Genomic DNA, 16,459 nt, shown 5'->3' with positions numbered 1-16,459 from the left:
CACCGCCTTTGTATCACATATCACACAACACGTTTAAATTTCTTTTCCAGCTCATAGCGAGACATAGAAATTATCGTAGGCCTTCCATGGGGACAGTGATAGGGATTGTCAAGGGTCAGAAGTTCATCAATCAGTGCGTCAACCTCTGGCAGTGAAAGCTTATGATTTCCTTTCACTGCCGCTTTGCACGACATCGAAGCCAGTTTTTCAGTAAAGACTTCGAGTGCTTTATTTCCGGAATCCTCCAGATGGTCTAAAATTTCAATAAATATTTCAGAAGATGCCACTCCATATAAGTTATCGGGAACTGCACTGATCTGGTAGTCTCTCCCACCAAATGGAGCAATCTCAAAGCCGAAGTTTTCAAAAATATCTCTATGGTTTTGTATTAACTCCTCTTCCTGATTTGTTAGAGTCACAATTACCGGAGGATTCAGGTATTGTGAGGTAATCTTCTTGCTTTTAAAATCCCTCATCATTCTCTCAAAGAGAACTTTTTCATGCGCGGCATGCTGATCAATGATATACAAACTGTCATTGTACTGAACTAGCCAGTAAGTATCAAAGATCTGTCCGATGATCTTATGTGAACTGCGGGCTTCTTTCGACAGCAGACGGTTATCAAACATCTCGAGCTGACCATTCTTATCCTGTACTACACTATCCTGTTCGGGACGATAGACGCTTTTATTTTCATGGATTGCATAAGGCTGTTTTTCTTCTGAAATTTTCTTCATTTCCTGTGCTTTTTTTACATCTGTCTTTCCATATGAACGACTGTCTTGAGTGATCTCCTGTGGATGCGGTTTTGATGGTGCCTGCGGGGCTGATGAAGCATACACGCTTCCCCGCACTCCATGATCTTGATTTCCCGTATGTGGATATTGCAGGGACCTGCGCCTTGACTCAAAGGGCTCAGGGACTTCATGTTTCGCTGTCTGTTTCTCTGCCTTTGTCCGTTCTTCTTTTCCCGGTGTAACCTCAGGTATTCCTTCACGTCCTTTTAACGTCTCTGCTATCATTTTCACGAGTTGATTAAAAATCTCCTCCTGATTGGAAAAGCGAAGTTCCATCTTTGCAGGATGGACATTGACATCTACTTTGGATTTATCCATATTGATATAGATCAGGGTAAAAGGATACTTATGCTGCATCATAAATCCCTGATAGCCCTCTTCGATTGCCTTGGATAAAAGTTTGCTTTTCACATATCGGCCATTCACATAGCAGTGTTCAAAATTTCGGTTTCCTCTGGATATTGCCGGTCTTCCTAAAAATCCATGAACTTCCATTAGATCTGATGAGGAATCAATTTCAATCAGCTCCTTTGTAATCTCTCTTCCGTATATATGATAAACCAGTTCTTTTATATTTAAACTTCCGCTTGTGTGAAGTTTTGTCTGTCCGTTTACCATATATTTAAAGGAAATTCCGGGATTAGACAGTGCCATTTGTTCCACGTAAGCAGAAACTGCATTAGATTCACCCAAAGCGGACTTTAGGAATTTTGCTCTTGCCGGTGTATTATAGAACAGATTTCTGATAAGAAAAGTCGTTCCATTCGGCGCCCCAATTTCTTCAAAGGATCTCTCCTCGCCTCCCTCAATCACATATCTGATACCTGTCAAATCTTCGGATATTTTTGTGATCAGTTCCACTTGAGCTACCGCTGCGATGCTTGAGAGGGCCTCTCCGCGAAAACCAAGGGAAGATATATCAAAAAGATCAGCGGCACTTCTGATTTTACTCGTCGCATGACGACAAAAAGCCAGGCGCACCTGGTCTTTTGGAATTCCGCTTCCGTTGTCTGTGATTCGAATGAATGAGATTCCACCTTCCCTGATCTCTACCGTAACTGCACTGGCAGCAGCATCTATCGCATTTTCAATTAGCTCTTTTACAATGGAGGCCGGACGTTCAACCACTTCTCCGGCCGCAATCTGGTCAATGGTGTCTTTGTCTAAAACCTGAATTACTCTTTTGTCCTTATCCACAATTTACCACCTGTTCCTGATTTTGTTTTGAAGACTGTATAATATGTTCATCGCATCCATCGGAGTTAAATTCGAAAGATCCAGTTCTTTAATCTCATCGACGATCGAGTTATCCTGAACTGTGTCAAAAAAAGACATCTGTGTCATATCAACTTCATCGTAATGAGGTTTTTGTTCACTGTTTTTCTCCTTTTTGGTCATATCCCTGACTGCAGAAGTAATATCTGAGGTAACTAACTGTTCGACAAGTTCTTTTGCTCGTTTTAACACGTTTTCCGGAACCCCGGCCAGACGTGCAACCTGAATTCCGTAACTCTTATCGGCACCGCCTGCCACAATTTTTCGTAAAAAAACAATATCATCGCCCTTTTCTTTTACCGCGATGCAGTAGTTATGTACACCTGAAACCTTTCCTTCCAGTTCGGTCAATTCATGGTAATGGGTTGCAAACAGCGTTTTTGCTCCCAGCAATTTTTTATCGGAAACATGTTCAATCACCGCCCAGGCGATAGCTAGTCCGTCAAAAGTGCTTGTACCTCTTCCAATTTCGTCAAGAATCAGAAGACTGTCAGCCGTAGCATTTCGCAGAATATTGGCAACCTCTGTCATCTCAACCATAAAGGTACTCTGTCCGCTTGCCAGATCATCTGATGCTCCGACACGGGTGAAAATACGATCTACGATACCTATATCTGCCTGGTCTGCAGGAACGAAAGAACCAATCTGGGCCATCAGTACAATGAGAGCGGTCTGCCTCATATAGGTTGACTTTCCTGCCATATTCGGTCCTGTGATCACGGCCAGGCGATGATCCTGCTTATCCAGATAAGTATTGTTTGCAATAAACATATCATTGGGAATCATTTTCTCAACAACAGGATGACGCCCGCCTTTAATATCCAGACCTCCTTTATTGTTTAACTTTGGTCTTACATAACTGTTCCTTTCGGCAACAAGTGAAAGTGAGGAAAAGACATCCAAATGGGCGATTGCTCTTGCTGTCTTTTGTATCCGGACAACCTCGCCTGCAACCGTATCCCTGATGGTACAGAATTTTTCATACTCCAAAGAATAAAGCCGATCCTCTGCGCCGAGTACAGTATCTTCAATCTTCTTTAGCTCCGGAGTAATATACCGCTCAGCATTCACAAGTGTCTGTTTTCTGGTATAGGTATCCGGAACTTTGTCTTTAAAAGAATTCGTCACTTCAATACAATATCCGAATACTTTATTAAACTTGATCTTGAGATTACGGATCCCTGTTTTTTCTCTCTCTGAAGCTTCCAGATCACTGATCCACTGCTTCCCATCCTGCTTGGCATGACGAAACTTGTCTATATTCTCATCGCAGCCATCTTTTATGATTCCGCCCTCTTTCATGGCAAGCGGAGGATCATCTACAATTGACGAGTCAATCAGCTGATATAAATCTTCAAGCGGATCCATCTCATCTTGTATCTCTCTCATCATATTACTTTCAAAGGAGTTTAAGAGCTGTTTGATAAAAGGGAGCATCTCCAGAGAAGTTTTAAATGCAATCAGATCTCTGGGATTCGCCGACTGATAACTGATCCGGCTGATGAGTCGTTCCAGGTCATATACCGGACGCAGGTATTCCCTCATCTCATCTCTTAACATTCCCTGAGTATTCAGTTCTTCTATGGCCGAAAGGCGGCGGTTTATTTCATCAGCATCAATCAGCGGCCGCTCTAGGAAAGAACGGAGCATACGGCTTCCCATAGCAGTTTTTGTCTTATCAAGGACCCAAAGAAGGGATCCTTTTTTGGACTTTTCACGCATGGTTTCCACCAGCTCCAGATTTCTCCTGCTTGAACTGTCAATTACCATAAATCGATCCGTGACATAGGGTGTGACAGATGTCATCTGTGGCATATCTGATTTCTGTGTCTCATAGAGATACTGAAACAAAGCCCCGCAGGCAATTAGTCCACAGCTGTAATCAGAAAGGCCAAGTCCCTCCAGAGACAATACTTTAAAATGCTCTTTTAGAACCTTTTCACAATTTTCATCGTCAAAATACCAGTCATCCAACGAGTTGACGCAGATACTCAACTTCTCTTTCAATTCCAGGCAGTCGATTCCGCTTACGAGAAGTGACTGATTACAGATGATCTCCGAGGGCACAAATTTATTGATTTCGTCTATCAGTTTTGGTGCTTTGTCCACCTCCGTTACCTGACACTCACCGGTGGAAATATCAGCTACTGCCAAACCAAAGCGTTCATCCATACAGACAATTGACATGATATAGTTGTTTTTCGCCTCGTCAAGCCCCTGACTATTCATATTCGTTCCCGGAGTTACCACGCGGATTACTTCTCTTTTTACAATCCCCTTCGCTGTCTTCGGATCTTCCACCTGTTCACAGACAGCAACTTTATATCCCTTTTCAATCAACTTTTCAATATAGGTCTCGGCGGCATGATAAGGAATTCCGCACATCGGAGCCCGTTCTTTAAGTCCGCAGTCTTTTCCCGTCAGAGTCAGTTCTAATTCTTCCGACACGGTTTTTGCATCATCAAAAAACATCTCATAGAAGTCGCCCAGTCTATAAAACACAATGCAATCCTTATATTTTTCTTTTGTCGCAACATAATGCTGCATCATTGGTGATAGTGCCACAATTATCTCTCTTTTCCCATATAGTAAAAACCTTTGCAAGTTTCGAGGTGTACCTGACGAAATGTCCCGATCATGGATACATCTCCGGGAAAATGAACCAGTACATTATTCGTCATTCTTCCGGTGACAAGTGAAGGATCTTGCTCATTCACACCTTCCACCAAAACCTCTTGAACGGTACCTAAAAAACGGTTGATCTGTTCAGCGGAAATGGTTTGTACTTCCTTTAGCAGGCGGTTAAAGCGATCTTTTACCACATCCTTTGGTACCTGCTCTTCCCTTGCAGCGGCAGGTGTTCCTGTCCGTTTTGAATAAATAAAAGTAAATACACTGTCGTAGCGCACCTTTCTCACAACATCCATGGTCTGTTCAAAATCTTTTTCTGTCTCCCCCGGATATCCTACAATAATATCCGTGGTCAGTGAAATGTCCGGCACACTTTTTCGGATTTTGTCAACAAGAAGGAGATACTCTTCTTTCGTATAATGCCTGTTCATATCCTTTAAGATCTTTGAGCTCCCCGACTGCAGGGGCAGATGAAGATGATTACAGATTTTTGGATATCGACCCATCACACGGATCAGTTCATCGGATAAGTCTTTCGGATGAGAAGTCATAAATCGAATTCTCTCAACACCCTCAATAGCAGCAATCTTCTCCAGAAGTTCTGCAAATGTCACAGGATATTCGAGGTTCTTACCATAGGAGTTTACATTCTGTCCCAAAAGCATAACCTCTTTTACTCCGTCAGAAACCAATTGATTGATTTCCGATATGATATCCTCCGGATTCCGGCTGCGTTCTCTCCCCCTGACATAAGGGACAATACAGTAGCTGCAGAAATTGTTGCAGCCAAACATAATATTTACCCCGGACTTAAACGAATACTTTCTGTCCACTGGAAGATTCTCCACGATTCGATCCGTGTCTTTCCAGACATCAATAACCATTGAATTATTTACCAGTGCATATACTAATAATTCGGCGAATTTATAGATATTATGCGTTCCGAAAATCAGATCTACAAAGGGATAACTCTTTTTAATCTTCTCAACCACTTGTGATTCCTGCATCATACAACCGCATAATCCTATCATCATATGAGGATTTCTCCTCTTTACCCGCTTCAGACTGCCCAGTCGTCCATAAACCTTCAAGTTGGCATTTTCTCGAACTGTGCAGGTATTATAGATCACAAAATCCGACTCCTCACTTTCTGATTTTATGTAACCTGCACCTTCCAGAATTCCTACCAGTTTCTCAGAATCTCTTGCGTTCATCTGACATCCGAATGTCACAACGTCAAATGTAAGAGGCCTTTTGGCCTCTTTGCTTTTTGCCTCCACCAGCTCTTTTGCCAGTTTCATAAAAAAATATTGTCTCGCAGGCTCCTCTTCAGGTGCCTGATTTATTTTCTCTAATAAGTTTTTTTCCATTTTATCATTATATCAATCTAGTTCATTGTTTGCAAGTTGTTTTGGAGTATCTATCTAATATGAGTCCAATATATCTTTCAGCTCAGTTCTCACAATCTCTTCTGTTTTTTTTGCGATTCTCCTGGCTTTACTTTCCAAAATTCCCGCCTTTGTTCCTACCGCAAGCAGTTCCTCTATCCCCGGATCCTTTCCATTACCATTAACACAGGTGGCATGTTCACCGCCGATTGAATTGCTGTAAGTCAAATCGTAGACAGGAGACAATTCCCATCTTTTTTCCCCTTCATCGTATAAGAAACTAAAGTTTTTTGAATGATCATCCCTGTTGTGGGCATAAACATTAAAGCACATTCTCCGGTACATCTCCTCCATCTCCTGAGTGTTCTTTGTGAGAAGATAGGTTAATTTCATCAGATCATGATAGTCCAGATTGGGAATTCTATGTGATGTTTCCAGCAGACCAGAAGCCGTCAGCATATGAACTTTCCCGCCATCCAGTCTGTCAAAACGCTTTACGCCAAAATACCCTTTCGATTTTTTCGATGGAAACAATTGTACTTCCGGCACAGTGATCTCACATCTTCTGGCACATTTCATATATCGGTATTCCTCTTCACCTATTGATTTTCGATCATAAGAAGATGGGAACTTCACAATCCATGATTCACCATTTAAGGAAAGCAGCACTTTTGGCCTTGCTCCACCAGAAGAACCTCCCAGTATAAACAAGGTATCGAGGTTCTCACTTTTCTGCTCATTTAAAATCTTACTACACTCTTGTGACATCTGGTCAAAGTCCATCCGTTCTTTTTCATCCAGCTGCATCAATTCCGGATAATATTCCAATGCACCCATGCCTGTACTCCCAACAATTCCAAGTCTCTGGGCAGGAGAAACTTCGGCCGGAGATATGCCACGAGTCAAAAGCATTCGATCTACCAGGAGTCTTCCCCATCCATCCGGAAGAGAATCTGCAAACACGCCAAACAGGCCTTCCAGAACATTGGTCTTTGGTATAAAGACTTTTGTCTCTAGGGGAAGGCTTAATGGACTGATGGAAAAACCATCTTTCAACCATTCTCTATCATATTGGAATGCACCTTTTTTTTCTATTGTCTCAGCCAGAGTTCCTACTGTTCTTCCATGATATTTTACGGTCAGACTCTTGATTTCTCTCATCGATAACCTCCTGAATAGATTGATAGTCTTTACTAGTAAACAGTTTTCCAACTACCTCTTTTTCGCCCAGTATATCCGCTATTTTTATTAAAGAAACAAAAGAAATCTCTCCTGTCTGTTCAAAGCGTTTTAAAGAAGCAAGGCTTATTCCTGTCCTTTCGCTTAATTCTTTCTGTGTCATTTTTTTTCGTTTTCTTTTTTTCTTTTCCTGTAAAGCAACATCTCTTGCGATTTCTTTGGGGTACTTAAAATTGTCTAACATTTCTCCAACTCTCCCTTATAATTAGAGCTAATATCTTATCCATTACACTTTGCTAAACAGATAAGGGATAACATATTACTCTTGTATTATACCATTTTGGAAAGGAAATATCCATATTCAAGATCAATTTTTGATAAAATTATACCCTGCCGCTGAGTAGAATTTTATCATATCAGACGACAGGGATTATATTTTTCAATATTATACTACAAAATGCTTTTTCACAGCCAGGACAAAATCATACTCTCACTTCCAATTTACAATGATTTCTGCAGTTTCGTCATCCGGTACTTTAAATTTATGGTTTTCACCGCCCTCCCAATTCACTTTTCCATCCGTGTCAATTTTCACAAACTTATATTCTATGTTTCTTCCCGCCGGAACATTTACATCATAAAACCATGTTGGATATACTCCTATTGTAGAGGTTGAATTAAACAATGGTCCAATCGCCTTAGACGTATCCCAGTTCCCCAGTTCATATACATTTCCAACCAAATAAACGTTAGACCCATAAAATGTCTCAGCATTGTTTACTATAAATCTAACTGTCGTCTGTTTTCCGCTTAACACTTCAAAATTTTTATACATATTACTTTCTTTATTATTCGCTGAAACAACTTTTAAATTATATTTACCGGCATTTAAATTAGGTACATTTACTGTAATTTTACTGTCACTCCACGCTTGGACATTTGCAGTGATTTCTCCAAAATAGACTATTCCTGTTTTTTCTCCAAATCCTCTTCCTGTAATTGTCACATCATTTCCGCAAATTCCCATCATTGGATCAACGTTTCCTATTCTAGGATTCTCGATATCAGCTTTAGTATATTCCCACACCGCAGATTCACCAGCTTTTACTTTAAACGGCTTGACTTTGCCCTCTTTGGAGACAGTAATAGATTCGCCGCCCATGATTCCGGTTAATACATCCTGATATTCTCCATAAGGGAGACTTGTGACTAAATTTTGAATATCATAATCTCTCTGACTGCGGTTTACCGCTGTCAATACAACACTTCCTGCAAATTCTCTTTCAAAAATCATCACATCATTGTTAAGCCATCTTTCTTCCAGTGTTCCATAAGCTAAAGCCGGGTTTGTTTTTCTAAGTGGCGCCAAGCTTCCGATTATTTTATATGCATTTGAATCAGTAGTAAACGAAGGCATGTCGGCTCTATTATCAGGATCACTCTCACCTTGCAAATACTGCTCAGATCCATAATAAATAGTAGGAATACCATTTGACGTCAGCAATAAAACATAAGCAAGATCTACCGCCTTCGAATCATTTTCAGATAACGACATAAAACGTTCCATATCATGATTGTCAATAAAGGTCACTTGATCATTCACTTCCTCAAAATCAGAAGACCTTGAATCCATTACATTGTATAATTGCTTCATCGTCATATTTTTTTCACCGATCGTATTACGAACAGCATTTGCAAATCTAAAATCCAACAAACTCATTCCACTTTTATTAGCGAAATCTTCCATCTGTTTATCTGAATCTGTCGATCCTGTAAACCATTCTCCAAATATAAAGGTTTGATGCTCCCCGTATATATTACTTAACCAACTCTTCTGCCATCCCTCTGGCATATGTTTTACGGCATCTACACGAATTCCATCAACACCTAAGTCAAGCCATTGATCAATAGACTCTTTCAGATAACTATCTATTGCGGGGTTCAATTGATTTAAATCTGCAAGACCATACATGCTATGGTATATTCCATTTTCATACGTGCTAAAATCTGTCCAGCTTTCATGGTTAAAGATATTTTTACTATCCGTCTTAAAACCACTCACCAATTTTCCGTCTCGGTACAGCCTTCCATCTTCAGGAAATATTGTATTCCCTAACTCTGCTGTTGAGGTATGGTTCGGAACAAAATCAATAACAATCTTAATGTCTTTTTCATGAGCCACATCAATCATTTTCTGGAAGTCCTTCATCGTTCCAAAAGCTTCATTAGTCCTAAAAAAATCTCGTCCCCAATATCCATGATATGATGCTGTATTGTTTGATGGATCAATTGTTGTAATATTTTCAACAGGAGATGAAATCCATAAAGCTGTAATCCCCATCTTTGTGAAATATCCATCGTTTAGTTTTTCTACAATTCCTGCCCAATCACCTCCATGATACTTTCTCATATTATTTACATCAAAAGCATCCCCCTGGGGATTGTTTCCAGGATTCCCATCCAAAAATCGATCTGTTACAATTTGGTATATCACGTCGGTAGAAAAACTTGAAGAATTTTCTACCGATGAATCTTTAGTTGACTCGCTGTATCCCCAGACTGATAAGGTGTTGTTGATTGCAAGAGCGCAAATTATCATTGAGATCACAGCAACTGTTGAAAGTTTACATATAACTACTCTTTTCCTGCTTGAACTGTTATTCATAAAACTTCTCCCTACATTATAGTCTTTCCCCTATAGATAAAAGATCGCACTTGACGTCGAATTCATATTTCCGTCTTCAAATTTTCTAGTAGTCAGGGCACATTTCCATCCCCTCTCAAGAGCGATTGTTTTCTGTGTCAAATTCAATACCATTAATGTTTTTTCTTCCCTATGTTCCCTATACAGATAAAACACCTCGTCCTCAGTATATATTTTGATCCCTCCATATTGAAGAGACTTCCTTTTTTTTCGTATATGAATAAGGTCCTTCACAAATTCATGCAAATCTAAATTCCATTTATTCTCATCCCACTCAAAGGTTCTCCTGCAGTCCGGATCTCCCTTCCCGGACATTCCGATCTCATCCCCGTAATAGATACACGGCATACCTACGTAGGTAAACATCAGCATCCACGCCATCTTTAACTTCTCCTCATCATAATCACACCAGGTAAGAAACCGCATAGTATCGTGACTGTCCAGAAGATTTAACATAGCATTTTGTGCCTGCCATGTGTTTTGCATCAGATATCCCGACAGATCAGCTGCAAGATCAGCCGCATTTTTTCTTTCCATTGCAAATGTCTCAATTGCAGACTTTGTAAATGGATAATTCATTACACCATCGAACTGGTCTCCGATAAGCCAAGGATAAGCATTATGCCAGTTCTCGCCCAGAATCAGCGTATCCGGATTCTCTTGCTTTACTACTTTGCGGAATTCACGCCAAAAGTCATGGCTCACTTCATCCGATACATCCAGACGCCAGCCATCCAGATCTGCTTCCCGCATCCAATAGACTACCGTATCCAGAAGATACTGACGTATTTCCCTGTTCTCTGTATTAAGTTTCGGCATATTCGGACTCGTGGCAAATACTTTATAATTTAAATTTGAAAGATCAAGCGGTCTGCTGTAGTCGTTTACCTCTTTTTCGGAATATCGTGTAATCGGAAAACTTTCTATATAAAACCAGTCCTTGTATTTCGACTTGTCTCCATTTCTCAGGACATCCTGAAACTGCGGCAAATACCAGCTGCAGTGATTGAATACGCCATCGAGCACCACCCGCATTCCTCTCTTATGTGCTTCACAAACCAGCCTGACCAATGTCTCTTTATCGCCAAACATCGGATCTACCTCCCGGTAATCGCAAGTATCGTACTTGTGATTGCTCGGCGATTTAAAAATTGGTGTCAGATATAGAGCATTGATTCCCAGATCACACAGATAATCAAGCTTATCCAGAATACCTTTAAGATCTCCACCGTAAAAGCTGTGTGGATCCGGCAGCTCTCCCCAAGGCCTTAAGTCTGCCTGAAAACCGTCATTTCCTCTGGCAAATCGATCCACAAAGATCTGATAAAAAACTGCCTTATGTACCCATTCAGGTACCTTATGAACATCTGGCTCATTGATATATGGATATTGAAAATAATGAAAATAAGCATTCTCATCATCAAATTTTTGGGAAAACCCTGACTCCGAATACACAACAGTTGTCGTGTCATCGGAGATCAGAAAATAATACCCCAGTTGTGATTCTCTCACTTGATAACTGAACTGATAGTAATCAAACAAGTGATCCGATGCAGTCTTCTCCATATCATAAGTCTCTTTATCTGCCCACTTGTGCTTTACACCAATTACCAAACGAACTCTCTTGCAGTCGCCTTTTGCTGTTCGGATCCGAATAAGAATTGTGTTGTCACAGATGGCATATGCATAGTTACTTTTTGGTCTATGGCAAATCGCTTGTAAATTCAAAACTATATATCTCCTCCTTAACAATCACTCTCTATTCTGTCTGCAAGAATGCATCCCAGTCTTCCTGTGCCTTTTTTGCGCCTTCCTTCGGAGTCATCTGCTGATCAAATACTGCAGGTCCAATATTCGAAGTAATCGTCCAATAGGCAGAAATCCTCTGAGCACTGGGCATTGGAATACTCTTTTCAAAAGCTTTCGCTATGGCAGTTAATTCTTTGTCCTCTTTTAATCCATCCACAGATGTAATATCTGACCGTGAAGTAATCTTAAAGGCTTTCGAATACAAAAGTTCTGCGCTTTCCGGAGACACCAGAAACTCTGCAAACAACTGAGCTGTCTTTGGATACTTTGTATATGCAGATACGTGTGCGTTCTGCACAAATGCAAATGGTTTCTGTTCATGACCGTCATACGTTACCAGATTAGTGACGCCAAAGTCGACGCCCGCTTCACGAAAGGTCTTCACATTCCACGGACCTCCGAGCAGATAACCAGTCTTTCCTTCCGTAAACTGATTCGTAAGGAAATCAGCATTGGACAGATCTCCAGATGAGATCGGCATAATATTGTGATAATCCGCAAGAACTTCCAGCCCTTTTTCGAATTCCGGTGTGTCAAAGCCAGGGTGGTCTTCGTCCGTTCCATTTTCACCGAAAAGCCGGAAACCATAGGTGCCAAGCATCGGATAAATCGGTGATCCGGTAGTGACATCTGACAAATATATGAACTTATTTTCCTTCTGGTTGTTAAACTCTTCTGCTTCTTTTTTCAATTCGTCAAATGTGGAAGCCGGTTTATCCTTTAGCACTGACTTATTGTAAAACATCACATTTGTCTCAATCGAAACCGGAACCCCATATACCTTGTCATCGACTGTGACTGTCTTCATCGCAACATCACTGATATCTGATTCCAGGCTTTCTACCAGTGAAGGATCTAGTTCTGTAAAGATTCCTGCCTGAATACCCTCCAATGTCTTATCATGCGGACTCATAAACACATCTGGTCCTTCTCCTGACGCTGCTTCCATCACATCTTTCGTAAAATCTAATGAATTACCTTCTTCAACCTTAACGGGTACTTTGTATTTCTCCTCAAAAAGCTTTGCAACCGCATTTCCAAATTCTTCATCCCCTGTTCTAAATCTCAAACTTGCTCCTTCCTCCGGCTCAAGTTTTCCATCATCACTTTTTGACAGAGATGACGAAACACTTTTTGATTCTTCTTTCGTATTAGTATTTGCAGCACTCGTATCTTGGGGAAGCTGCCCGCATCCGGCCAGCCCAATCGCCAGCACCGTAGTTCCCAAACCTAAAACCCATCTCTTCTTCACTTCACATTTCCTCCTCAAATTTTAATTTATACTTTTGGAACCTCGTTTCTTTGTATAACCAACTCATACCTCGCTACTTTAACGGTTAACATCCGAAGCTTCGCTCCATTGTATACCAAAATTGAATGTCCCCGTTTGTATCACCCTTTGTTGGCTCCTGCAGATATCCCCTGAACAAGATACTTCTGGAAAAACATAAACAAAATCGTGATCGGGACGGCGATTAGAACTGCACCTCCTGCAAACATGGTAAAGTTGGAATTCTCTTTACCCGAAATCATACTGAAAAGACCAACTGCCAAAGTTTTATTTTCATCACTCGACAACAGAAGATTCGGCAGAATATAGTCCATCCAAGGAGACATAAACTGCGATACTGCACAGTATGTAATGATCGGCTTAGACAAGGGTAGTATGATTCTAGTAAAGGTATGAAAATAAGTACTGCCATCTATGTATGCCGCCTCATCAATATCCTTTGGAATTCCATCCAGATATCCTTTCACCAGCCAAACATTATAAGGAATGGCTCCCGATGCGTAGATAATAACCAGTGCATAGGGCTTGTTTAAAAGCCCGAAATTCCAGAACAAAGTATAAATTGCAGTCATTGATAAAAACGTCGGGAACATTGATATAATTAAAATTGTCATCAGACCCGTCTTCCTGCCCTTAAATTGAAATCTCGACATAATCCATGCTGTCAGCATGATAAGTGCAACACTGATAACGGCATTTAAAACCGCAATAAGGAAAGAGTTCTTAAACCATTTAGCATAATTTGTATTCAGGAACAGGTTCTTATAGTTATCCAGTGTCAGCTCTTTTGGAATGAGCGTCGCAGATGCCAGTCCGTTCCCCTGATTAAAAGAAGAAATAATAATCCAAAATATTGGTACAATGACAAACAAAGCGACACCAATCAGTTCCAGATGCACTAGGGCCCACCCCATCACTGACTTCCCGTTATATTTTTTTTTCATACTGTTTAGCCTCCCAATTTCATTATTCTTATATTTCCTGAAATGCATTTGTTCTGCTGAAATTCCATATTGAAACAGCTGCTATAAAAATAAAGATCAGAATATTCATTACCGCAGCCATACTATACATCCTCTGGTTCAGAGTTAGTTTATATATCCATGAAATCAAAATATCCGTATCTCCGGCAAACTGCAGTTTAGGATTTGTAGGTCCTCCGCTGGTAAGGAAATATATAGCTCCAAAATTATTAAAGTTTCCAGCCAGGTTCATGACAAGAAGCGGAGACATTGCCCTCATAAGCAAAGGCAGTTTTATATGAGCAAATACCTGCATCCGGTTGGCTCCGTCAATCTGTGCTGCCTCATACAGGCTCACGTCCTGATTAGACAGTACACCAAGAATCATCACCATGAAAGTCGGAAACCCCATCCAGAGGTTTACCCCTATAATACAGATTTTTGCCAAAACAGGATTCGTAAGAAATGGAATCCGTTCCGATATCAGACCAGCATTCAGCAAAATCTGATTCACCGGACTGAACTGTCCATTCAGCAGATTTCGAAAAACCAAAAGCGAAATCATCCCGGGGATTGCCCACGGCAGTATATAAATTGTTTGGAAAAACGACTTGTGTTTCACATATTTACTATTAAGCATCATCGCCTGTAAAAGACCCATAAAGAATGTTGAAAGCGTTGCAGCCAGTGCCCATATAACATTCCAGATCAGAACCACTCCAAATGTCTTGCTCCAGACTGGAACACGGACGAGCTTCACAAAATTATCAAATCCTACCCAGTCAATTAAATTTGCCGGTGGCTGATGTTTTGTATCATAGTTCGTAAAAGCCGTGAGAATTGAAAATACAATTGGCATCAGAACTACAAAGATAATAATGATCAGCGATGGAGACAGTACAAGATAAGGAAACATCTTGCGTTTTGCTTTAGCGCGTGAGGTTTTTTTAAGCCCCACATCCTTGTCCGGAAGGTATATAGATGGCATTAGACTGTCATACAGATTGTAGACATAGACTACTGCAAATCCAACAAGTATAATGAAAGCAATAATTCCTTTCACCATTAGAATCGTTGAGTTATCACCCGCTGCTCCCTGCACCTCACCCAGAGTAAACAATCCCCAGATTCCCTTTGTAAAAAAGCCACCATAGAGACGTATACTGAAATGTTCGATCTGGCCTGCAAATAAATTAAGCCAGTACCCCGTAATAAGCTCTATCCCAAATAAAGTTATCTGCGACAGAAAAAGCAGAAGCCCTTTTATTCTTTCTTTTTTCACAAAGAACTGACCGCTTCCCCAAAGTACTATTGAAAAAAATAAAGATTGATATTTTTTCCTCATTTTTTTTACCCCCGCCTACATTTTTGTGCTAAGATATCTATAATAACTGTGAAAGGATGTACTACTTATGTCTCGTCATAAAACCACTATGCGTGATATTGCAAGAGAGTGTAATGTCTCTGTCGCTACCGTATCCTATGTATTAAATCATTCCGAAAAAGAAAGAATCAGTCATGAAACTCGTCTAAAGATTATGGAAACTGCAACCAGGCTTCATTATGAACTTCATGTCAGCGGCGAACCACGTCTGAAGAATCAAAGCCGACTGGTCGCTATTATCGTCAATCTGAAGGTAGAAAACTGTTCCAGTAAAAAGCTGATGTTCTATGATCTCGCCTCGGAACTGAGCAATCAATTAAAACTTTCCGGATTTCAGACAATCCTGATTAATTCCAAGAACTTGTCGGAAGATGTATCCTTCACTACCAGACACCATCCGGATGCTTTATTCATCATTGACGCCGATGACACCGTGACAGAGCAGTTCACAAAAGACTATTACATTCCGATACTCTTTTTAGACTGTGAAAATAACAATCCTTTATTCTGCAAAATACATCCGGATTATTCTGATCTGGTGAATCAGGCAAAACACATGCTGCATGACGAATATCCATTCCTTATTCTTGAAGATATCTGCAATATTCCTATACGAAATCAGTTTTTGGACTGGTTTTTGCCAACGGATATCTTCATCAATACACCCGGGTCGGACCTGACATGCTTCCTGCGAAATCATAAGGACCAGACTGGCATCGTCATCGGTGACATCCTGGGAATGCAGGTGGAACAATACTTCCGCAGTGATTCCCTTGTGATCATATCAAGTCTTGGAAATACCTCCTTGATTCGCAGTGATATTAAAAAACTCTATGTCCGAAATAAAGAGAAAGCAATTATTGCCTCAAATATACTAAATGAAATGCTCCTTTTGGACTACAGTGCAGAAAACGAGAACAGAATTCTTCTGAAAGCATCTTTAAAGTAAGGTAAAAATCGATGTAACTTCTAATCTGCCCATTAGAAATATAGCACTGATTTACGCAGTTGTCAACATATTGTTTAATTATTTTGCGAT

11 protein-coding genes are annotated in these 16,459 nt (G+C 40.5%); 1 reads left to right on the top strand and 10 read right to left on the bottom strand.

The window, feature by feature from the left end; translation table 11 throughout:
• Window positions 1–20 precede the first annotated feature (20 nt).
• The 10 genes from mutL to INP51_RS07095 all read right to left on the bottom strand — a co-directional run bounded on the left by mutL (window position 21) and on the right by INP51_RS07095 (window position 15,318).
• On the bottom strand, window positions 21–1,994 hold the full coding sequence (gene mutL / locus INP51_RS07140) for a DNA mismatch repair endonuclease MutL (RefSeq protein ID WP_230406905.1): 1,974 nt from the start codon (window positions 1,992–1,994) through the stop codon (window positions 21–23).
• Between the two features lie 3 nt (window positions 1,995–1,997).
• Window positions 1,998–4,622, bottom strand: coding sequence for a DNA mismatch repair protein MutS (mutS, locus tag INP51_RS07135; protein ID WP_193737282.1), 2,625 nt, complete (start codon window positions 4,620–4,622; stop codon window positions 1,998–2,000).
• 17 nt (window positions 4,623–4,639) lie between these two features.
• Window positions 4,640–6,073, bottom strand: a complete 1,434-nt coding sequence (gene miaB / locus INP51_RS07130; protein WP_193737006.1) for a tRNA (N6-isopentenyl adenosine(37)-C2)-methylthiotransferase MiaB — start codon at window positions 6,071–6,073, stop codon at window positions 4,640–4,642.
• Between the two features lie 54 nt (window positions 6,074–6,127).
• Window positions 6,128–7,252, bottom strand: coding sequence for a type II toxin-antitoxin system HipA family toxin (locus INP51_RS07125; RefSeq protein ID WP_193737005.1), 1,125 nt, complete (start codon window positions 7,250–7,252; stop codon window positions 6,128–6,130).
• The gene (locus INP51_RS07120) at window positions 7,191–7,514 is read right to left on the bottom strand and encodes a helix-turn-helix domain-containing protein (protein ID WP_193737004.1); all 324 of its coding nucleotides are present in this window, start codon (window positions 7,512–7,514) and stop codon (window positions 7,191–7,193) included. The genes INP51_RS07125 and INP51_RS07120 overlap by 62 nt, the downstream gene beginning before the upstream one ends.
• Window positions 7,515–7,760: 246 nt before the next feature.
• Window positions 7,761–9,935, bottom strand: a complete 2,175-nt coding sequence (locus tag INP51_RS07115) for an alpha-amylase family glycosyl hydrolase (RefSeq protein ID WP_207736904.1) — start codon at window positions 9,933–9,935, stop codon at window positions 7,761–7,763.
• A gap of 30 nt (window positions 9,936–9,965) precedes the next feature.
• On the bottom strand, window positions 9,966–11,702 hold the full coding sequence (locus INP51_RS07110) for a glycoside hydrolase family 13 protein (RefSeq protein ID WP_193737003.1): 1,737 nt from the start codon (window positions 11,700–11,702) through the stop codon (window positions 9,966–9,968).
• A gap of 31 nt (window positions 11,703–11,733) precedes the next feature.
• Window positions 11,734–13,035, bottom strand: a complete 1,302-nt coding sequence (locus INP51_RS07105) for a sugar ABC transporter substrate-binding protein (RefSeq protein ID WP_193737002.1) — start codon at window positions 13,033–13,035, stop codon at window positions 11,734–11,736.
• Window positions 13,036–13,175: 140 nt separating this feature from the next.
• Window positions 13,176–14,018, bottom strand: coding sequence for a sugar ABC transporter permease (locus tag INP51_RS07100; RefSeq protein WP_230406904.1), 843 nt, complete (start codon window positions 14,016–14,018; stop codon window positions 13,176–13,178).
• Window positions 14,019–14,046: 28 nt separating this feature from the next.
• Window positions 14,047–15,318: a carbohydrate ABC transporter permease gene (locus tag INP51_RS07095; RefSeq protein ID WP_329602330.1), complete on the bottom strand. Its 1,272-nt coding sequence runs from the start codon at window positions 15,316–15,318 to the stop codon at window positions 14,047–14,049.
• A 130-nt stretch (window positions 15,319–15,448) separates the two neighbouring features.
• Here INP51_RS07095 and INP51_RS07090 point away from each other — a divergent pair, with 130 nt between their 5' ends.
• On the top strand, window positions 15,449–16,369 hold the full coding sequence (locus tag INP51_RS07090; RefSeq protein WP_193737000.1) for a LacI family DNA-binding transcriptional regulator: 921 nt from the start codon (window positions 15,449–15,451) through the stop codon (window positions 16,367–16,369).
• Window positions 16,370–16,459: the final 90 nt, after the last annotated feature.

Source organism: Blautia liquoris (assembly GCF_015159595.1).
Classification (GTDB): Bacteria; Bacillota; Clostridia; order Lachnospirales; family Lachnospiraceae; genus Novisyntrophococcus; species Novisyntrophococcus liquoris.
The sequence above is the reverse complement of the archived record's forward strand: the minus strand, read 5'-3'. Positions and strand labels throughout refer to the sequence as shown.